This window comes from Streptomyces sp. NPDC090741, from assembly GCF_044769045.1.
Taxonomy (GTDB): domain Bacteria; phylum Actinomycetota; class Actinomycetes; order Streptomycetales; family Streptomycetaceae; genus Streptomyces.
In genome coordinates, this window is the sequence record NZ_JBIVXF010000025.1 from 18,956 (window position 1) to 33,568 (window position 14,613).

Annotated in this window: 9 protein-coding genes; 8 read left to right on the forward strand and 1 reads right to left on the reverse strand. The window is 73.7% G+C overall.

Annotation, left to right across the window (positions count from 1 at the left end):
• Positions 1 to 25 precede the first annotated feature (25 nt).
• Positions 26 to 1,222 carry an MFS transporter gene (locus ACIQU4_RS39805; RefSeq protein WP_403741996.1) on the reverse strand — a complete coding sequence of 399 codons (1,197 nt, stop codon included), beginning with the start codon at positions 1,220 to 1,222 and terminating at the stop codon, positions 26 to 28.
• A gap of 147 nt (positions 1,223 to 1,369) precedes the next feature.
• Between ACIQU4_RS39805 and ACIQU4_RS39810 the strand changes: the two genes are divergently transcribed.
• The 8 genes from ACIQU4_RS39810 (at position 1,370) to ACIQU4_RS39845 (ending at position 14,599) form a co-directional block, all read left to right on the forward strand.
• A complete protein-coding gene (locus tag ACIQU4_RS39810) occupies positions 1,370 to 2,647 on the forward strand; it encodes an ATP-grasp domain-containing protein (protein ID WP_403741998.1) in 1,278 nt (425 codons plus the stop codon).
• Positions 2,644 to 4,944: an ATP-grasp domain-containing protein gene (locus ACIQU4_RS39815; protein WP_403742001.1), complete on the forward strand. Its 2,301-nt coding sequence runs from the start codon at positions 2,644 to 2,646 to the stop codon at positions 4,942 to 4,944. The genes ACIQU4_RS39810 and ACIQU4_RS39815 overlap by 4 nt, the downstream gene beginning before the upstream one ends.
• On the forward strand, positions 4,941 to 6,887 hold the full coding sequence (locus tag ACIQU4_RS39820) for an alpha/beta hydrolase family protein (RefSeq protein WP_403742004.1): 1,947 nt from the start codon (positions 4,941 to 4,943) through the stop codon (positions 6,885 to 6,887). The genes ACIQU4_RS39815 and ACIQU4_RS39820 overlap by 4 nt, the downstream gene beginning before the upstream one ends.
• A 66-nt stretch (positions 6,888 to 6,953) precedes the next feature.
• A complete protein-coding gene (locus tag ACIQU4_RS39825) occupies positions 6,954 to 8,144 on the forward strand; it encodes a fatty acid desaturase family protein (protein ID WP_403742007.1) in 1,191 nt (396 codons plus the stop codon).
• Positions 8,141 to 9,118, forward strand: a complete 978-nt coding sequence (locus ACIQU4_RS39830; protein ID WP_403742010.1) for a proline dehydrogenase family protein — start codon at positions 8,141 to 8,143, stop codon at positions 9,116 to 9,118. The genes ACIQU4_RS39825 and ACIQU4_RS39830 overlap by 4 nt, the downstream gene beginning before the upstream one ends.
• 53 nt (positions 9,119 to 9,171) lie before the next feature.
• Positions 9,172 to 10,302, forward strand: coding sequence for an aminotransferase class V-fold PLP-dependent enzyme (locus ACIQU4_RS39835; protein ID WP_403742013.1), 1,131 nt, complete (start codon positions 9,172 to 9,174; stop codon positions 10,300 to 10,302).
• On the forward strand, positions 10,299 to 13,409 hold the full coding sequence (locus ACIQU4_RS39840) for an AMP-binding protein (protein WP_403742016.1): 3,111 nt from the start codon (positions 10,299 to 10,301) through the stop codon (positions 13,407 to 13,409). The genes ACIQU4_RS39835 and ACIQU4_RS39840 overlap by 4 nt, the downstream gene beginning before the upstream one ends.
• Positions 13,406 to 14,599, forward strand: coding sequence for a cytochrome P450 (locus tag ACIQU4_RS39845; protein WP_403742020.1), 1,194 nt, complete (start codon positions 13,406 to 13,408; stop codon positions 14,597 to 14,599). Before ACIQU4_RS39840 ends, ACIQU4_RS39845 begins: the two co-directional genes overlap by 4 nt.
• Positions 14,600 to 14,613 lie beyond the last annotated feature (14 nt).

Below are 14,613 nucleotides of genomic sequence, written 5' to 3' on the forward strand. Positions count from 1 at the left end.
CGCGCGCGGTGTCCGGCGTACCGCCTCAGCCGAGCCGCCGCCCGGCGGCCAGGCCCGCGCCCGCCAGAGCCAGGAAGCCGCCGCAGCCGAGGACCATCCCGCCCCAGCCGTGGGCCGCGTACAGCGCCGTGCCGGTGAACGACCCCGCCGCGCCGCCCGTGAAACTGGCCAGCATGAACAGTGTGTTGAGCCGCGCCCGGATCCCCTCGTCCAGCCGGAAGATGCGCACCTGATTGGCGATCTGCCAGCAGCTGCCGCCGTAGACCAGCAGGTTGGAGCCGACGACCAGGGCGGCCATCGAGCGGTCGCCGAAGAGGCCGAGGACCAGGAACGCGGCGCACACGCAGGCGAACGCCACCAGGTTGACGTGGCGGGGGCCGCGCCGGTCGCTGAGCCGGCCCGCCGAGTAGGACAGCAGCGCCGCCGGCAGGCTGAACAGGCCGAACAGCCCCGCCCAGGCGACCCCCTTGTCGAAGGGCGGACCGGCGAGGTGGAAGGCGAGCGTCGCCCAGAACGCGCTGAACGCCGCGAAGACCGTCGCCCCGAGGAACGCCGACAGCCGCAGCTCCGGATGGGCCGTCACCAGCCGCGGCAGTGAGGCGATCAGCCGCCGGTAGGGCACCGCGCCGCCGGCCGCCCGTTCGGGCAGCAGCCTCGGCAGGAAGAACACCAGCGAGCCGGTGAGCGCGGCCGCCGCAACGTAGGCGGTGCGCCAGTCGCCGCTGAGGCCCACGACCGCCCCGGAGAGCGTGCGCGAGAGCGTCGAGCCCAGGGTCAGCCCGATGCCGATCACCCCCAGCGCGCGGCCGCTGTGGCCCGGGCCCGCCATCGAGGCCGCCGTCGGCATGATCACCTGCGGCAGCACGGTGGTGGTGGACAGGGCCACCGTCGCGGCCGTCAGCGTGGCCAGCCCGGGGGCGAGGGCCGCCGCCAGCAGCCCGGCCGTGGTCAGCAGGAGCAGCACCGTGGTCAGCCGGCGCAGCCGGGCCCCGTCCGCGAGCGGGACGACCAGGCCGATGCCCAGGGCGTACCCGACCTGGGCGGCGGTGGCCACCAGCCCCGCGGCCGATCCCGTGATGCCGAGACCGGTGGCGATGGCGTCCAACAGCGGTTGCGGGAAGTAGATGTTCGCGACGGTGAGGGCGCCCGCGGTCGCGAGCGCCACCGCGGTGCCGCGGCTCAGGCCCGGTCGGGGCGGTGTGTCGAGTGCTGTGACGGTCATGGCCGTCCCTCCGCGTACGGGATCAGTGGATGGTGCCGGAACGATATTGCCAGTTAGGCAACTCGTGTGGCAATCTCTTGCCAATCCCTGGAAACAACCCCGGCCCAACCGGTTGTGTGGGTCTTCTGTGAGCACAAGGTGGAGAACATGAGGAGCGCTCAAAGGCGCCCGGTGGCGGTGCTGGTGGACGCGTACACCAGCGGCAACCATTTGCCCCCGGCGTTTGCCAAGCTGGATGTCGACGTCGTACACGTGCAGAGCACGCCCGAGCTGATGACCTCGATGCGGCTGCCCGATCTCACCGCATACCGGGCAGCGGTCCCGTACGGCACCCCGGCCGAAACCGCCGACCGCCTCCGGGAGTTCGACCCGGTCTGCGTGGTCGCCGGCCAGGAGCCCGGAGTCGAGCTCGCCGACGAACTGTCCGAGCTGCTGGGCCTGCCGACCAACGGCACGGCGCTCTCCCGCGCCCGCCGCGACAAGTACGAGATGATCGAGACCCTGCGCCGCGCCGGAGTCCGCTGCGCCGACCAGCTCAAGAGCGGCAGCGCCGAGGAGCTCGTCGACTGGGCCGAGCGGCGCGGCGAGTACCCGGTGGTCGTCAAGCCGCTGTCCTCCGCCGCCACCGACGGGGTGGCCGTCTGCCGCGGCCCCGAAGAGGTGCGCAAGGCCGCCGAAGCCGTCCTGGGCACCGTCAACATCTTCGGCGAGCGCAACGACGAGGTCCTCGTCCAGTCCTTCCTCCAGGGCGAGGAGTACATGGTCGACTTCGTCTCGTACGCGGGGCAGCGCCGCTCGTGCGGCATCTGGCAGTACCACAAGCGCCTCGACGGTACCCACCGGATCTACGACCGCGACTCCATCACCACGCCCGGGTCGAGCCCCGAGCCGGAGATCACCGCCTACATGCACGAGGTGCTCGACGCCCTCGGCATCCAGTACGGACCGACCCACGCCGAGGTCATCGTCACCCCGCAGGGACCGGCCCTGGTCGAGATCGGCGCCCGCCTCTCCGGCGGCGTTCTGCCCGACTTCCACGACCTCTGCGTGGGCGTCAACCAGGCCGACCTCACCGCCCTCGCCTACGCCCGGCCGCAGGAGTTCCTCGACCGGTACGCCGGCCGCCCCTACCGCAAACTGACCGAGGCCAGCCAGATCTTCGCCGCCACCACCCTCGACGGCGTCGTCGACAGCCTCGACCAGGACGTCCTCGCGCAGATCCAGGCGCTGGAATCCGTCCACCTGGTGATCCCCAAGCTCGCCCCGGGCAGCCGCATCCGCCCCACGGTCGACCTCTACACCGCCACCCTCGTGGTGTGGACCCGCCACGACTCGACCGAGGTCCTGGAACGGGACTACGCCCGCATCCAGGAGCTCGCGGACCGCGTGTACCTCCTGCGCGAGGACGCGAAGGCGGCCGCATGAACACCGCATCCGAAGCACTCGAAGCGTCCGAAGCGTCCGAAGCCCGCCGGCTGCTGCTGATCGGCGGCGGCGGGGCCATGACCCTCAGCGTCGACGTCGCCGTCCAGGCACTGGAGCAGGCACGCTCCCGGGGACTGGCCACCCACGTGACCAACCTCGCCGACACGCTCGCCGCGACCCCCGAGGTCACGGCCGCCGCCGACGGCGCCACCGCCGTCGACTTCACCCGACCCGGCGAGACCGCCGACTGGGCCGCCGCCCGCGCCGCGTCCGGCGACACCCCCGCCGTCGTGTTCGGCGTACGGGAGATGGCCCAGGTCGCCGTCGCCGAGACCGCGCAGCGCCTCGGCCTGCCCGGCAACCCGCCCGCCGCGGTCCGCCGGATCCGCACCAAGGACGCCTGCCGCGAGGCCCTCGCCGCCGCCGGATTCCGCCAGCCCGGCGTGCGCCTGTGCCACGGCGAGGCCGACGCCCTCGCCTTCCTCGCCGCGACGCCCGGGCCCTGGGTGGTCAAGCCGCGCGACGGCGCGGACAGCGCCGGAGTGCGCAAGGTCACCGGCCCCGCCGACCTGCGGGCCGCGCTCGACCGGCTGCCGGACCCCGAAGCCCCGTTCCTCGTCGAGGAGTTCGTCCGGGGCGAGGAGTTCAGCGTCGAGGGGATCTTCCTCGGCGGCGCCCCCCGCGTCCTCGCCGTCACGGCCAAGGAGAAGCTGGCGCCCCCGTACTTCGTCGAGATCGGCCACGTACTGCCGGCCGCCCTCCCGCAGGACACGCGCCAGGAGATCGAGGACACGGTCCGCGCCGCGCTCACCGCCCTCGACCTGCGCTTCGGACTGTTCCACGTCGAACTGTGGCTGACCGCCGAGGGGATCGTGCTCGGCGAGGTGCACGCCCGCATCGGCGGCGGCTGGATCCACCGGATGCTGCCGCACGCCCGGGCCGGCCTGGAGCCGTACGGGGCCGTCTACGACGACGCGCTCGGCCGGAGCGTGGAGCTGCCGGCCCTCACCCGGGCCGCGGCGACCCGCTACTTCGCCCCGCCCGCCGGCCGGGTCACCGCCGTCGAGGGCTGGGAGGAGGTGGCCGCGCACCCGGCCGTGCTGCACGCCGAACTCCGCCTCGCGCCCGGCGACACCGTCTCCGGCTTCCGCAGCGGAGGGGACCGGGTGGGCGCCGTGGTCGTCGGGGCGGACACCCCCGAGGAGGCCCGGGAACTCGCCCGCGCACTCGTCGACTCCGTCCGGATCACCGTCGAACCGCCCGCACGGGCCCCCGAGGTGGCCGTCACCGTGGAGCCGAGGCGGCTGACCAGCTCCTTCCAGATCTCCCACATGACCATCGAAACGGTCGACATCGTCCGGCTGCGGCTGCTGTCCGCCGCCGGCGCCGGCGGCGGCGAGGGCGAGGACGAGGGCGAGGGCGAGATCGCCGCCGACCTCGGCTACGGACAGGACGGCCAGGCCATCGCCGCCGAGGCCGAGGCACTGGCCCGCACCCTGGCCGGCGAGTGCACCGCGAGCGGCGACCCGGTCGAGCCGATCCGCACCCGCCTGGCGAAGGCGGCGGCCGACGGGGTCAGCGCGCCCGCCCGGATGCTCGTCGAGATGGCGTTCCTGGACCGCGCCGCCCGGCGGTCCGGGGTACCGGTGTGGCAGCTCCTCGGCCTGCCCGAGCCCGGCCGCATCCGGCTCCTGCACACCGTGCCCATCGGCGAGGAGATCCCCCGCGACGGCCGGCCGCTCAAGATCAAGCTGGGCGGACCCGACGACGAGGCGGTGCTGCGCTCCCTGCTCGGGGTCGACGCCCCGCTGATCCTCGACGCCAACCGCGGTTGGGACCGGGCCGACTGGGAGCGGCTGCGCCCCCTGGTGAGCGAACTCGCCCCGGCGGTCCTGGAGGACCCGGTCCGCGATCCCGCGCTGCTCCCCGAGATCCGCGCCGCGCTGCCCGCGACCGCCGTCCTCCTCGACGAGGGCATCGCCACCCCGGCCGACGCCGAGTTCGCCGTCCGCGTGGCCGGCGGCCTCAACGTCAAGCCGATGCGCTTCGGCGGACTGCTGCCCGCCCTCACCGCGCTGACCGCCGCGACCGGACACGGCGCCGCCCGCATGCTGGGCTGCTTCCTTGAGCCGCCGCGCGCCATCGCGTACGCCGCGCAGCTCGCGGGGCTGTGCGACTGGTCCGACCTGGACGGGCACTTCTGGGTGAGCGACGACCCGGCCGTGGCGGAGTACGGGCTCGACAGCAGCGCCCCGGGCATCCCCCGGATCGCGTACGGACAGGGCGGCGCGGCATGACCGCCGCACGGCAGCCGCTCCCGTACGGAAGCTGGCCCTCCCCGGTCGCCCCCGAGGACGCCGCCCGCGGCGACGCCCTGCTCGAATGGGTCGGCTTCCTCGGCGCCGACGTGTGCTGGACCGAGGTGCTCCCCGAACAGGACGGCCGCAGCGCGCTGATGCGCCGTACGCCCGGGGGAGTGCGGGAAGTACTGGCGTCCGGCTGGGACGTGCGCACCAGGGTCATCGAGTACGGCGGCCGCCCGTGGCTGGCCCTGGGCGACCGGGCCGAGGACGGGATCGTCTTCACGCACGGCCCCGACCAGCGGGTCTACCGCTGGCAGCCGGGCGGCGACCCGGTGCCGCTCAGCCCCGCCGGGGCCTGGCCGGGCGAACTGCGCTACGCCGACTTCGCCGTCCGCGGCGCCGAGGTGTGGTGCCTGCGCGAGACGGTCGGTGACGAGCAAGCCGTGGAGGCCGTACGCCACCTGGTGGCGCTGCCGCTCGACGGCCGCGCCGCCACGGACCCCGGCGCCGTACGCGAACTGGCCGCCACCCACCACTTCATGACCGGCCCGCGCATCGAGCCGGGCGGAGACCGGGTGGCCTGGCTGGGCTGGGACCACCCCGACATGCCCTGGGACACCACCGACCTGATGGTCGCCGAGATCCGGGCCGACGCCACCCTCGCCCGGGCGGTACCGCTCATGGGCGGTCGCGGGGAGTCGGTCACCCAGACCGAATGGGCCGCCGACGGATCCGGCACCCTCTACGCCGTCAGCGACCCCGACGGCTGGTGGAACGTCCACGCGATTCCCCGGGACGGCAGGCCCCGTAACCTCTGCCCGCGCCCGGAGGAGTTCGGCGAGGCGCTGTGGCGGATCGGCCTGCGCTGGTGCCTTCCCCTGCTGGACGGCCGGCTGGCCGTCGTCCACGGAGTGGGCGAGCGCAGGCTCGGCATCCTCGCCGCCGACGGCACCCTGACGGACTTCGAGGGCCCGGCCACCGAATGGCACTTCGCCGCGACCGACGGCCGCCGCATCGCCGCCGTGGTCTCCTCGCCCGGACAGCGCCGCACCGTGGTGCTCGCCGACCCGGCCGACGGGAGCGTCGACATCGTCCGCGCCCCGTCCGGCGGCGCGCTCGACGCCTACGCCACGAGGCCGTACCGGCGCACGTACCGGGGGCCCGGCGGCGAGGACGTCCACGCGCACGTCCACCCGCCGTACCACCCCGGCTTCACCGGGCCCGACGGCGAACTGCCGCCCTGGCTGGTCTTCGTGCACGGCGGCCCCACCAGCCGCAGCCACCTGGTCCTCAACCAGGAGATCAGCTACTTCACCAGTCGCGGCATCGGTGTGCTCGACGTGCAGTACGGCGGCTCCACCGGCTACGGCCGCGCCTACCGGGAACGGCTGCGCCACAGCTGGGGGCTGACCGACGTCGACGACTGCGCCACCGCCGTCCGGGGCCTGATAGCCGAAGGGCTCGCCGATCCCGGACGGATCGCGATCCGCGGCGGCAGCGCCGGCGGCTGGACGGCCGTCGCCTCGCTCGTCGCCGAACCGGACCTCTACCGGGCGGCCGGGATCTACTACCCGGTGCTCGACCCGGTCAGCTGGCGCGCCAAGGGCGGCACCCACGACTTCGAGTCCCGTTACCTGGACGGCCTGATCGGGCCCTGGCCGGAGGCCGCCGACCGGTACGAGAAGCAGTCCCCGCTGTCCGGCGCCGAGTCCATCCGCACCCCCTTCGTCCTGCTGCAAGGGCTCGACGACACCGTCTGCCCGCCCGCGCAGGCCGAGCGGCTGCTCCAGCGGATCGACGCGACCCGCGCCCCCCACCGCTATCTGACCTTCGAAGGCGAGGGCCACGGCTTCCGGCGTTCCGCCACCGTCGCCGACTCGCTGCGGGCCGAGCTGCGGCTCTACGGGCAGGCACTCGGCTTCTCACCCGCGCACTGAGCGCGCTCCCGCGCACCGCCGCGCGGCCGTCCGCTCTCCGCTCCACGAACGAACAGAGGCATCCGCATGTCCGCATTCGAACAGTTGAACTTCGACCGGCTCGCGCCAGGCGTCCGCAAGGAGCTCCGCGCCCTGCGCACCCTGGACAACCACCACGGTCCGCTCGCCATCCTCTTCGAGTACGCGCTGATCGCCGCCTCCGTGGCGCTGTGCGTCGGGGTCTCCTACTGGTTCTACCCGCTGGCCCTGCTCGTCATCGGCTCCGTCCAGCGCTTCCTCGCGCACTTCCTGCACGAGTCCAGCCACAAGGTCCTGGCCAGGAACAAGGCCCTCAACCTGCTCGGCGGCTCCGTCCTCGCGGGCTACCTCGTGTGGCACCTCTACGGCCCTTACCGCAGCTCCCACGTGGGCAACCACCACCGCAACCTCGGCGACGAGCAGAACGATCCCGACTACTCCTTCCACATCGAGTGCGGGCTCTACGACACCGAGCGCTCGGACCGGCACTTCTTCCTCAAAGAGGTCATCCTCTCCGCGCTCGGCCTGCGCACCTTCGCCTACCTCGGCTACATAGCCCGCGAGCGGGTCTTCTGCGACAGCTCCCAGATCACCGTCTCCGTGCCGGTCCCGCTGCGGACCGAACGGATCGTCTTCCTCGGCCAGTGGGCCGCGATCTTCGGTGCCTGCGCCTGGTTCGGAGTCCTGCCCCAGCTGCTGCTGTTCTGGTTCGTGCCGCTGTTCACCACCAACGTGGCGATCGGCTGGCTGGCCGAACTCTCCGAGCACTACCCCATGCCGGAGAGCGAGAACAAGCAGGTCCTGCTCACGCGCAACCGCCACGGCATCTTCCTGGAGCGGTTCCTGATCAGCCGTCACAACGACCGCTACCACCTCGTGCACCACATGAACGCGGGCATCCCGTTCTGGAACCTGGGCCGCGCCCACAAGGTCCTGCTCGCCGACCCCGGCTACGCGGCCTGGGACGGCCTGTGGGCCGGCGCCTTCACCCGCCCCCGCTCCCGCCGCGACAAGGAGACCGTGATCAGCTACGCGGCCAAGTACCGCGTCTGGCGGCAGGCCGGCGGCGACCCCGCCGCGGCCGGTCCCAGCTTCGCCCAGCTGATGATGCTCGCCCGCCAGGCCGGAACCCCCGTGGACCCCGCCTCCCTGGTTCCCGCCCCGGACACGTTCTCCTCCGCCGCCTCCCCGGTCTCCCGTACCTCCCGTACCGAAGAGAAGATCAAGGTGCTGTCATGACCTCCGCCATGTCCCAGCGCGCACTGCACCAGGCCGCCGGCCAGGGCCTGCGCATCCTGGCCGCCGACGAACGCTGCCGCGACGCCTTCACCACCCCCGGCTCCGTCCTCCAGGACGTGCTCTCGCCGGCCGCGCGGCGCTACGTACTGGCCCCCGGCCGCGAAGAGTTCCTCGGCCACCTCCGGACGCTGCGCGACAAGTCCTACCGGATCGCCGTGGAGTTCGTCGGCGAGGAGAACTCCGACCCCGCCGAGATCGAGCGGGTCGTCGACGAGTACCTCGCCGTCCTGGAGCACGAGCCGGTGCCCGGACAGCTCGGCTTCGACCTCTCGAACCTGGGCCTGACCGTGTCCCGCGAACTCGCGGTCAAGAACACCGCCCGGATCACCGAGGCCGCCGCGGCCCGCGGCGCCGAGGTCGTCCTCAGCATGGAGCGCGCACCCGCCGTGGACGAGGTCCTCGGCGCCTACCGCGAACTCGCCGCCGACCACCCCAACCTCGGCGTCACCCTCCAGGCCTACCTGCACCGCACCGCGGCGGACCTCGACTTCCTCCCCCTGGAAGGCCGGAAGATCCGGCTGGTCAAGGGCGCCTTCAACGAGCCCACCGGGACCGCCCTGGGCCGGGGCCCCGCCCTCGACCAGCGCTACCTGGAGCTGGCCGGGGAACTCCTCGACCGCGGCGCCCGGCTGAGCCTGGCCACGCAGGACCCCGCGGTCCTCGCCGAGGCGGCGGAGGGCGGCCTGCTGGACCGCGTCACCGAGATCGAGATGCTGCACGGGGTGCGCCCCGAGCTGCTGCGCACCTACCGCGAAGCCGGCCACGCCTGCCGCATCTACGCCACCTACGGCGAGAACTGGTGGCTGCACCTCCTGCACCGGCTGGCCGAGCACCCGCCGATGGTGCTGACCGCACTCGCCGACATCGCCGAGCGCCACCACGACCGCGGCCACACCGTGGGCGCCGGCTACTGACCGCGCCGCGGCGCGCCCTTACCCGAACGAGCAGAGGCAGAGCAGTGGGAGACATGATTCACCTGAACACGGCCGGCGCCGGCCTGGTACCCGCGGAGGTCCGGCGGACCATGGCGCAGGTCCTCGACCGTGAAGCCGCACACGGCTGCTACGAGACCGAGGAGCACTACTCCCCGATCGTGGGCGACGAGGTCTACCGGCGGATCGCCCGCGTGCTCGACGCCCCGGCCCAGGACGTGGCGCTCTTCGACAGCGCCACCCGCGCCTGGTGCGCCGTGGTGCCCAGGCTGCGCCTCGGCCCCGCCGACCGGGTCTGGGTCACCCCGTACGAGTACGCCGGCAACCTCATCTCCCTGTTCAACCTGCGCGACCGCACCGGCTGCCGCATCGAGGTCGTCCCCACCCTCCCCGGCGGAGACCTCGACCTCGACTGGATGGCCGCGAACATCTCCGACGACGTGGCCCTGGTCTCGGTGACGCACATCCCGTCCGGCTGCGGCATCGTCAACCCCGTCGAGGAGATCGGCCGGCTGCTCGCGCCGTACCGCTGCTTCTACGCCGTCGACGCCTGCCAGTCCATCGGCCAGATCCCGGTGAGCGCCCGCCGCATCGGCTGCCAGCTGCTCACCGGCGCCGGCCGCAAGTTCCTGCGCGGCCCGCGCGGCACCGCCTTCGCGTACATCGCCCCGGAACTGCGCGCCGCCCTGGACACGGACTTCCACGATCTGCACGTGGCCCGGGTCGACTCGCCCACCGGCTACCGCGTCGACGACCACAGCGCCCGCTCCCTGGAGCTCGCCGAACGCGGCACCGCCGCCACGGTCGGGTTCAACACCGCCCTCACCCTCTTCGAGGAAGGCACCCCGTTCGACCACGAGGAGGTGTTCCAGGCGCTGCGCGCCACCGTGGAGGCCACCCCGGGCACCGAGCTGATCGCCCCGGGAACCCGGCAGTCGGGCATCGTCTCGTTCCGCCACGACCGGGTCCCGGCCGAGGTGATCCGGGCCAGGCTCGCCGAGCAGCGCATCAACGTCTGGAAGATCGTCGGCCACCACACGCCGATCTTCATGGCGGAGCGCGGCGTGGAGACCGCCGTACGGGCCTCGGTCCACTACTACAACACCCTCGACGAGATCGAGACGTTCGGCCGGGCCCTGCACGCGGCCGTCGGAGCCGGGGCATGAGCGGCCACCGCCCGCAGACCCTGCACACGGCGGTCGCCCTGCGGGCCGCCGAGCGCCCGGACGCCACCGCCGTCATCCACGGCGCACGCCGCCTCGGCTACGGGGAACTGGACCGCACCGCCGACGCCTGGGCCGCCGAGCTCGGCGCGCACTGCATCGCCGCCGGCGACCTGGTGCCCGTACTGCTGCCCCGGGGCATCGAGCTGATCACCGCGGTCCTCGCGATCCTCAAGCTCGGCGCCGCCTACGCCCTCCTCGACCCGGCCTGGCCCGACCGGCGGATCCGGGAGGTGGCCGCCGAACTCGACGCGCCCCTGATCATCGGCGGGAGCGCCGCCGGGTTCCGCGCCGGACTGCCGGCCTGGACCCCGCCCCCCGCCGGCCAAGTCCCGCGCCCACCCGCCGGGTTCCGGCCCGCCGACACCGACCCCTCCGCCCCGGCCTGCGTGTTCTTCACCTCCGGGACCACCGGCCGGCCCAAGGGCGTGCTCACCCCCCACCGCGCCACCGCACGCCTGCTGCGCCCCGGCACCTTCGCCCGCTTCGGCACCGGCACGGTGATCCCCCTGGCCGCGGCGATGCCCTGGGACGCGTTCTCCCTCGAACTGTGGGGCGCGCTGCTCAGCGGCGGCACCTCGCTCGTCGTCGACGAGCCGTACCTGTCGGGCCAGGCGATCCGCGAGGCGGTCACCGTGCACGGCGTGGACACCCTCTGGCTCACCAGCAGTCTGCTGAACATGACCGTGGACGAGGACCCGGACGCCTTCCGCGGACTGGCCCAGGTGATGACAGGAGGCGAACGGCTCTCCGTACCGCACGTGCGCGCCTTCCTGCGCCGGCACCCCTCGATCGCCCTGATCAACGGCTACGGGCCGGTGGAGAGCACCGTGTTCGCCACCACGCACCGCATCACCGAGGCCGACTGCGAACTGCCCGGCGGGATCCCCGTCGGCCGCCCCGTCCCCGGCACCGGCGTCCACCTCGTCGACGGGGAGATCTGCGTCTCCGGCGACGGGCTGGCGCTGCGCTACCTCGGCGACGACCGGCTCACGGAGGAGAAGTTCCCCCGCATCGTCCTCGCGGACGGCTCCGTGACCCGCGTCTACCGCACGGGGGACCTCGGCCGCCTCGACGAGGACGGCGTACTGCACTACCTGGGCCGGGCCGACCGGCAGGTGAAGATCCGCGGGCACCGGATCGAACCCGCCGAGGTCGAACGGCAGATCGAGGCGGTACTGCCCGGCGTGCGCGCCTGCCGCGTCGTGCCCCGCCGGGACGCGGCGGGCACCGCCGAGGCCCTGCTGGCCTTCTGCGTGCCCGCGCGGCCGGGCGACCTGCTCGCCGGCGCCGAGGAGGTGCTGCGCGGCGCGCTCGTGTCCTACCAGCGTCCTGAGGCGGTGATCGCCCTCGCGGCCTTCCCGCTGACCGGCAACGGCAAGCTCGACGAACGGGCGCTGCTGGAATCCGCCGGGGCAGCGGGCGCGCCGGCCCCGTCCCCGACGACCCCGCCCGCCGGGACCCCGGCCGGTGCGCCCGGAACGGCGGCGGGCGAGCACCCGCTGGTGGCACTGGCCGCCGACGTGTTCGCCGCGGTACTGGGCCTGCCGTCCGTACCCCCGTACGTCCCCTTCGCCGACCTCGGCGGAACCTCGCTGGCGGCCGGGCGGGTCTGCGCACGCCTGGCCGCCGAACTCGACCGGCCCGTACCCGTGTCGCGGCTGTACGCCCACCCGAGTGCCCGGGCCCTGGGCGAGTGGCTCGCCGCCGGCCCCGCCGAAGCCGCCGCGGCCCCCGCCGCAGCCGGATCCGACGTACCGCTCACGCCTATGCAGACCGGCTACCTCACCCAGCACCTCCTCCACCCCGAGGACCGGTCGGCCCACTGCCTGCTGCTCTTCGAGATCGACGGCGCACTCGACCACGAAGCCCTCGAATCCGCGATCGAGGCCGTGCACGAACGCCACGAGACACTGCGCACCGCCTATGTCGCCGACCCCCAACCGGTGGCCCGGCCCTGCGACTTCCCGGCCCCCGTCCTGGAAATCCTTGAGACGTGCCCCGACACCGGCACGGCCGTCGAGCTCCTGGGCGAGATCCTCGGCGACCCCCTCGAACTCACCGACGGGGAGGTGTGGCGCACCGCCCTGGTGCCGCTGGAGGGCGGCACCCGCCGGGTGTTCGGCTGCGTCGTGCACCACATCGCGTTCGACGGCTGGTCCGAATCGGTCCTGAGCGCCGACCTCGCGGCCGCCTACGACGCGGCCCGCCGGGCCACCGACCCCGCGCTCCCCGTCGCCGTGCCCGTCGCCCTGGCCGCCGCGCTCCCCGTCGCCGAGGCGGCCCGGCTGCGCGCCGAGCGGCTCGCCCAGACCGACCCGGACCGTCAGCTCGCCGCCCTCGCGGCCGAGTTGCGCGACGTACCCGAACTGCGCTGGCCCGCGGCCCCCGTACCGGGGCCCGCACCCGACGGCGGCACGGCCCGTGCGGAACTGCTCCTCGACGCCGACGCCGGCCCCCGCCTGGACGCGGCCGCCGCCCGGTCCGGCACCACCCGGTACGCCGTCCTGCTCGCGCTCTACGGCCGGCTGCTCGCCGGGGTCACCGGCGGGCGCGACTTCGCCGTCGGCGTGCCCGTGGCCCAGCGCGACGACACCAGGCTCCACGACGTCGTCGGCTGCCACATCGAGATGGCCTGCCTGCGGCTGCGCGGACCGGTCCTCGACGGCGGCCCGGCCGCCGTCGCCGAGGCCGGGCGGATCCTCCGCGAGGCCTTCGGCGCCCAGGACGTGTCCTTCCACGCCCTCGTACGCCACCTCAACCCGCCGCGCACGGGCCGGCCCCCGCTCTTCCAGACGCTGCTCGTACTCCAGGACAACGCCCCGGCCGAGCTGCCTCTCGCAGGCCTGGGCACCAGGCTCCTGCGCCCGCCCTACCTGGACCTCCCGCTCGAAGTCCACACCGAGATCTGGCCCCGTCCCGACGGGCGGCTGCGGCTCGCGGTCAGCCACCGCACCGCCGCGGTGCCCCAGACCGTCGCCCGCGAACTCCTCAAGGGCCTCGCCGACCTCGTCCACACCCTGCCGCTGCCCGAAGGAGACCCCCGATGACCCTGCTCGCACCCGAGAGCGTCAACCTCGTCGACCCCGAGCTCTACGCCACCGGCGACCCGTACCCCGTCTTCCGCTGGATGCGCGACAACGACCCGGTGCGCTGGCACGGCGCCACCGAGTACCCGGGCTTCTGGTCGGTGACCCGGTACGACGACATCCGCACCGTCTACGGTGACGCCCGCGTCTTCAGCTCCGCCCAAGGCATCCTGCTGCGGCCCCAGGGCCACGGCCAGGACCCCGGCGGCGGCCGCACCCTGGCCCTGACCGACCCGCCGCGCCACAAGGCGCTGCGCACCCTCGTGGCCGACTGGTTCACCACCCGCTCGGTGCGGGCGCTGGAGGAGGCGATGCGCGAGGCGGTCCGCGCGGTGCTGGCCCGCGCCGCCGCCCTCGGCGAGTGCGACTTCGTCACCGACATCGCGGCGCGGCTGCCGCTCTACGTCATCTGCCGGCTCATGGGCGTGCCCGCGCACGAGCAGGAGATGCTGTTCTCGCTCACCAGCCAGGCCTTCGGCGCGGGAGAGCCCGAGACCCGCAGCATCGCCCACCAGCAGATCATGGCCTACTTCGTGGAGCTCATGTACCGGCGGATGGACGAGCCCGCGGACGACCTCGTGAGCGCCCTGGTCAACGGCGAGGTCGACGGCGAAATGCTCACCGAGGAGGACATCCTCCTCAACTGCGACAACCTCCTGGTGGGCGGTACGGAGAACGTCCGTCTCGCGGTCGCCGGCGGCATGCAGACCTTCCTGGACCGCCCGGCCGACTGGGAACGCCTGCGCACCGACCGGAGCCTGATGCCCACGGCGGTCGAGGAGGTCCTGCGCTGGACCTCGACCGCCACCCACATCATGCGGACCGTCACCGAACCCGTCATGCTGCGGGAGCGCCAACTCGAACCGGGCGACCGGGTCGTCATGTGGACCCCTTCCGCGAACCGGGACGAGCGCTACTTCGAGAACCCGGACGCCTTCGACATCGCCCGCCGCCCCAACCGGCACCTCGCCCTGGGGGCCGGCCAGCACTTCTGCCTGGGCGCGATGATGACCCGTACGGAGATGCGGATCCTGTTCACGGAACTCCTGGACTCCGTGCACTCCATCGAACAGACCGGGCCCGCCGTACCGCTGCGCTCCATCGTCGTCAACGGACTGGAGAGCCTCCCGGTGAGGATCACCGCGAAGTGAGCCTCCTGACGATC

What these genes read in the sequence shown, in the direction of transcription:
- ACIQU4_RS39805 (WP_403741996.1), bottom strand. Translation starts at nt 1,222, where the DNA reads ATGACCGTCACAGCACTCGACACACCGCCCCGACCGGGCCTGAGCCGC.
- ACIQU4_RS39810 (WP_403741998.1), top strand. Translation starts at nt 1,370, where the DNA reads ATGAGGAGCGCTCAAAGGCGCCCGGTGGCGGTGCTGGTGGACGCGTAC.
- ACIQU4_RS39815 (WP_403742001.1), top strand. Translation starts at nt 2,644, where the DNA reads ATGAACACCGCATCCGAAGCACTCGAAGCGTCCGAAGCGTCCGAAGCC.
- ACIQU4_RS39820 (WP_403742004.1), top strand. Translation starts at nt 4,941, where the DNA reads ATGACCGCCGCACGGCAGCCGCTCCCGTACGGAAGCTGGCCCTCCCCG.
- ACIQU4_RS39825 (WP_403742007.1), top strand. Translation starts at nt 6,954, where the DNA reads ATGTCCGCATTCGAACAGTTGAACTTCGACCGGCTCGCGCCAGGCGTC.
- ACIQU4_RS39830 (WP_403742010.1), top strand. Translation starts at nt 8,141, where the DNA reads ATGACCTCCGCCATGTCCCAGCGCGCACTGCACCAGGCCGCCGGCCAG.
- ACIQU4_RS39835 (WP_403742013.1), top strand. Translation starts at nt 9,172, where the DNA reads ATGATTCACCTGAACACGGCCGGCGCCGGCCTGGTACCCGCGGAGGTC.
- ACIQU4_RS39840 (WP_403742016.1), top strand. Translation starts at nt 10,299, where the DNA reads ATGAGCGGCCACCGCCCGCAGACCCTGCACACGGCGGTCGCCCTGCGG.
- ACIQU4_RS39845 (WP_403742020.1), top strand. Translation starts at nt 13,406, where the DNA reads ATGACCCTGCTCGCACCCGAGAGCGTCAACCTCGTCGACCCCGAGCTC.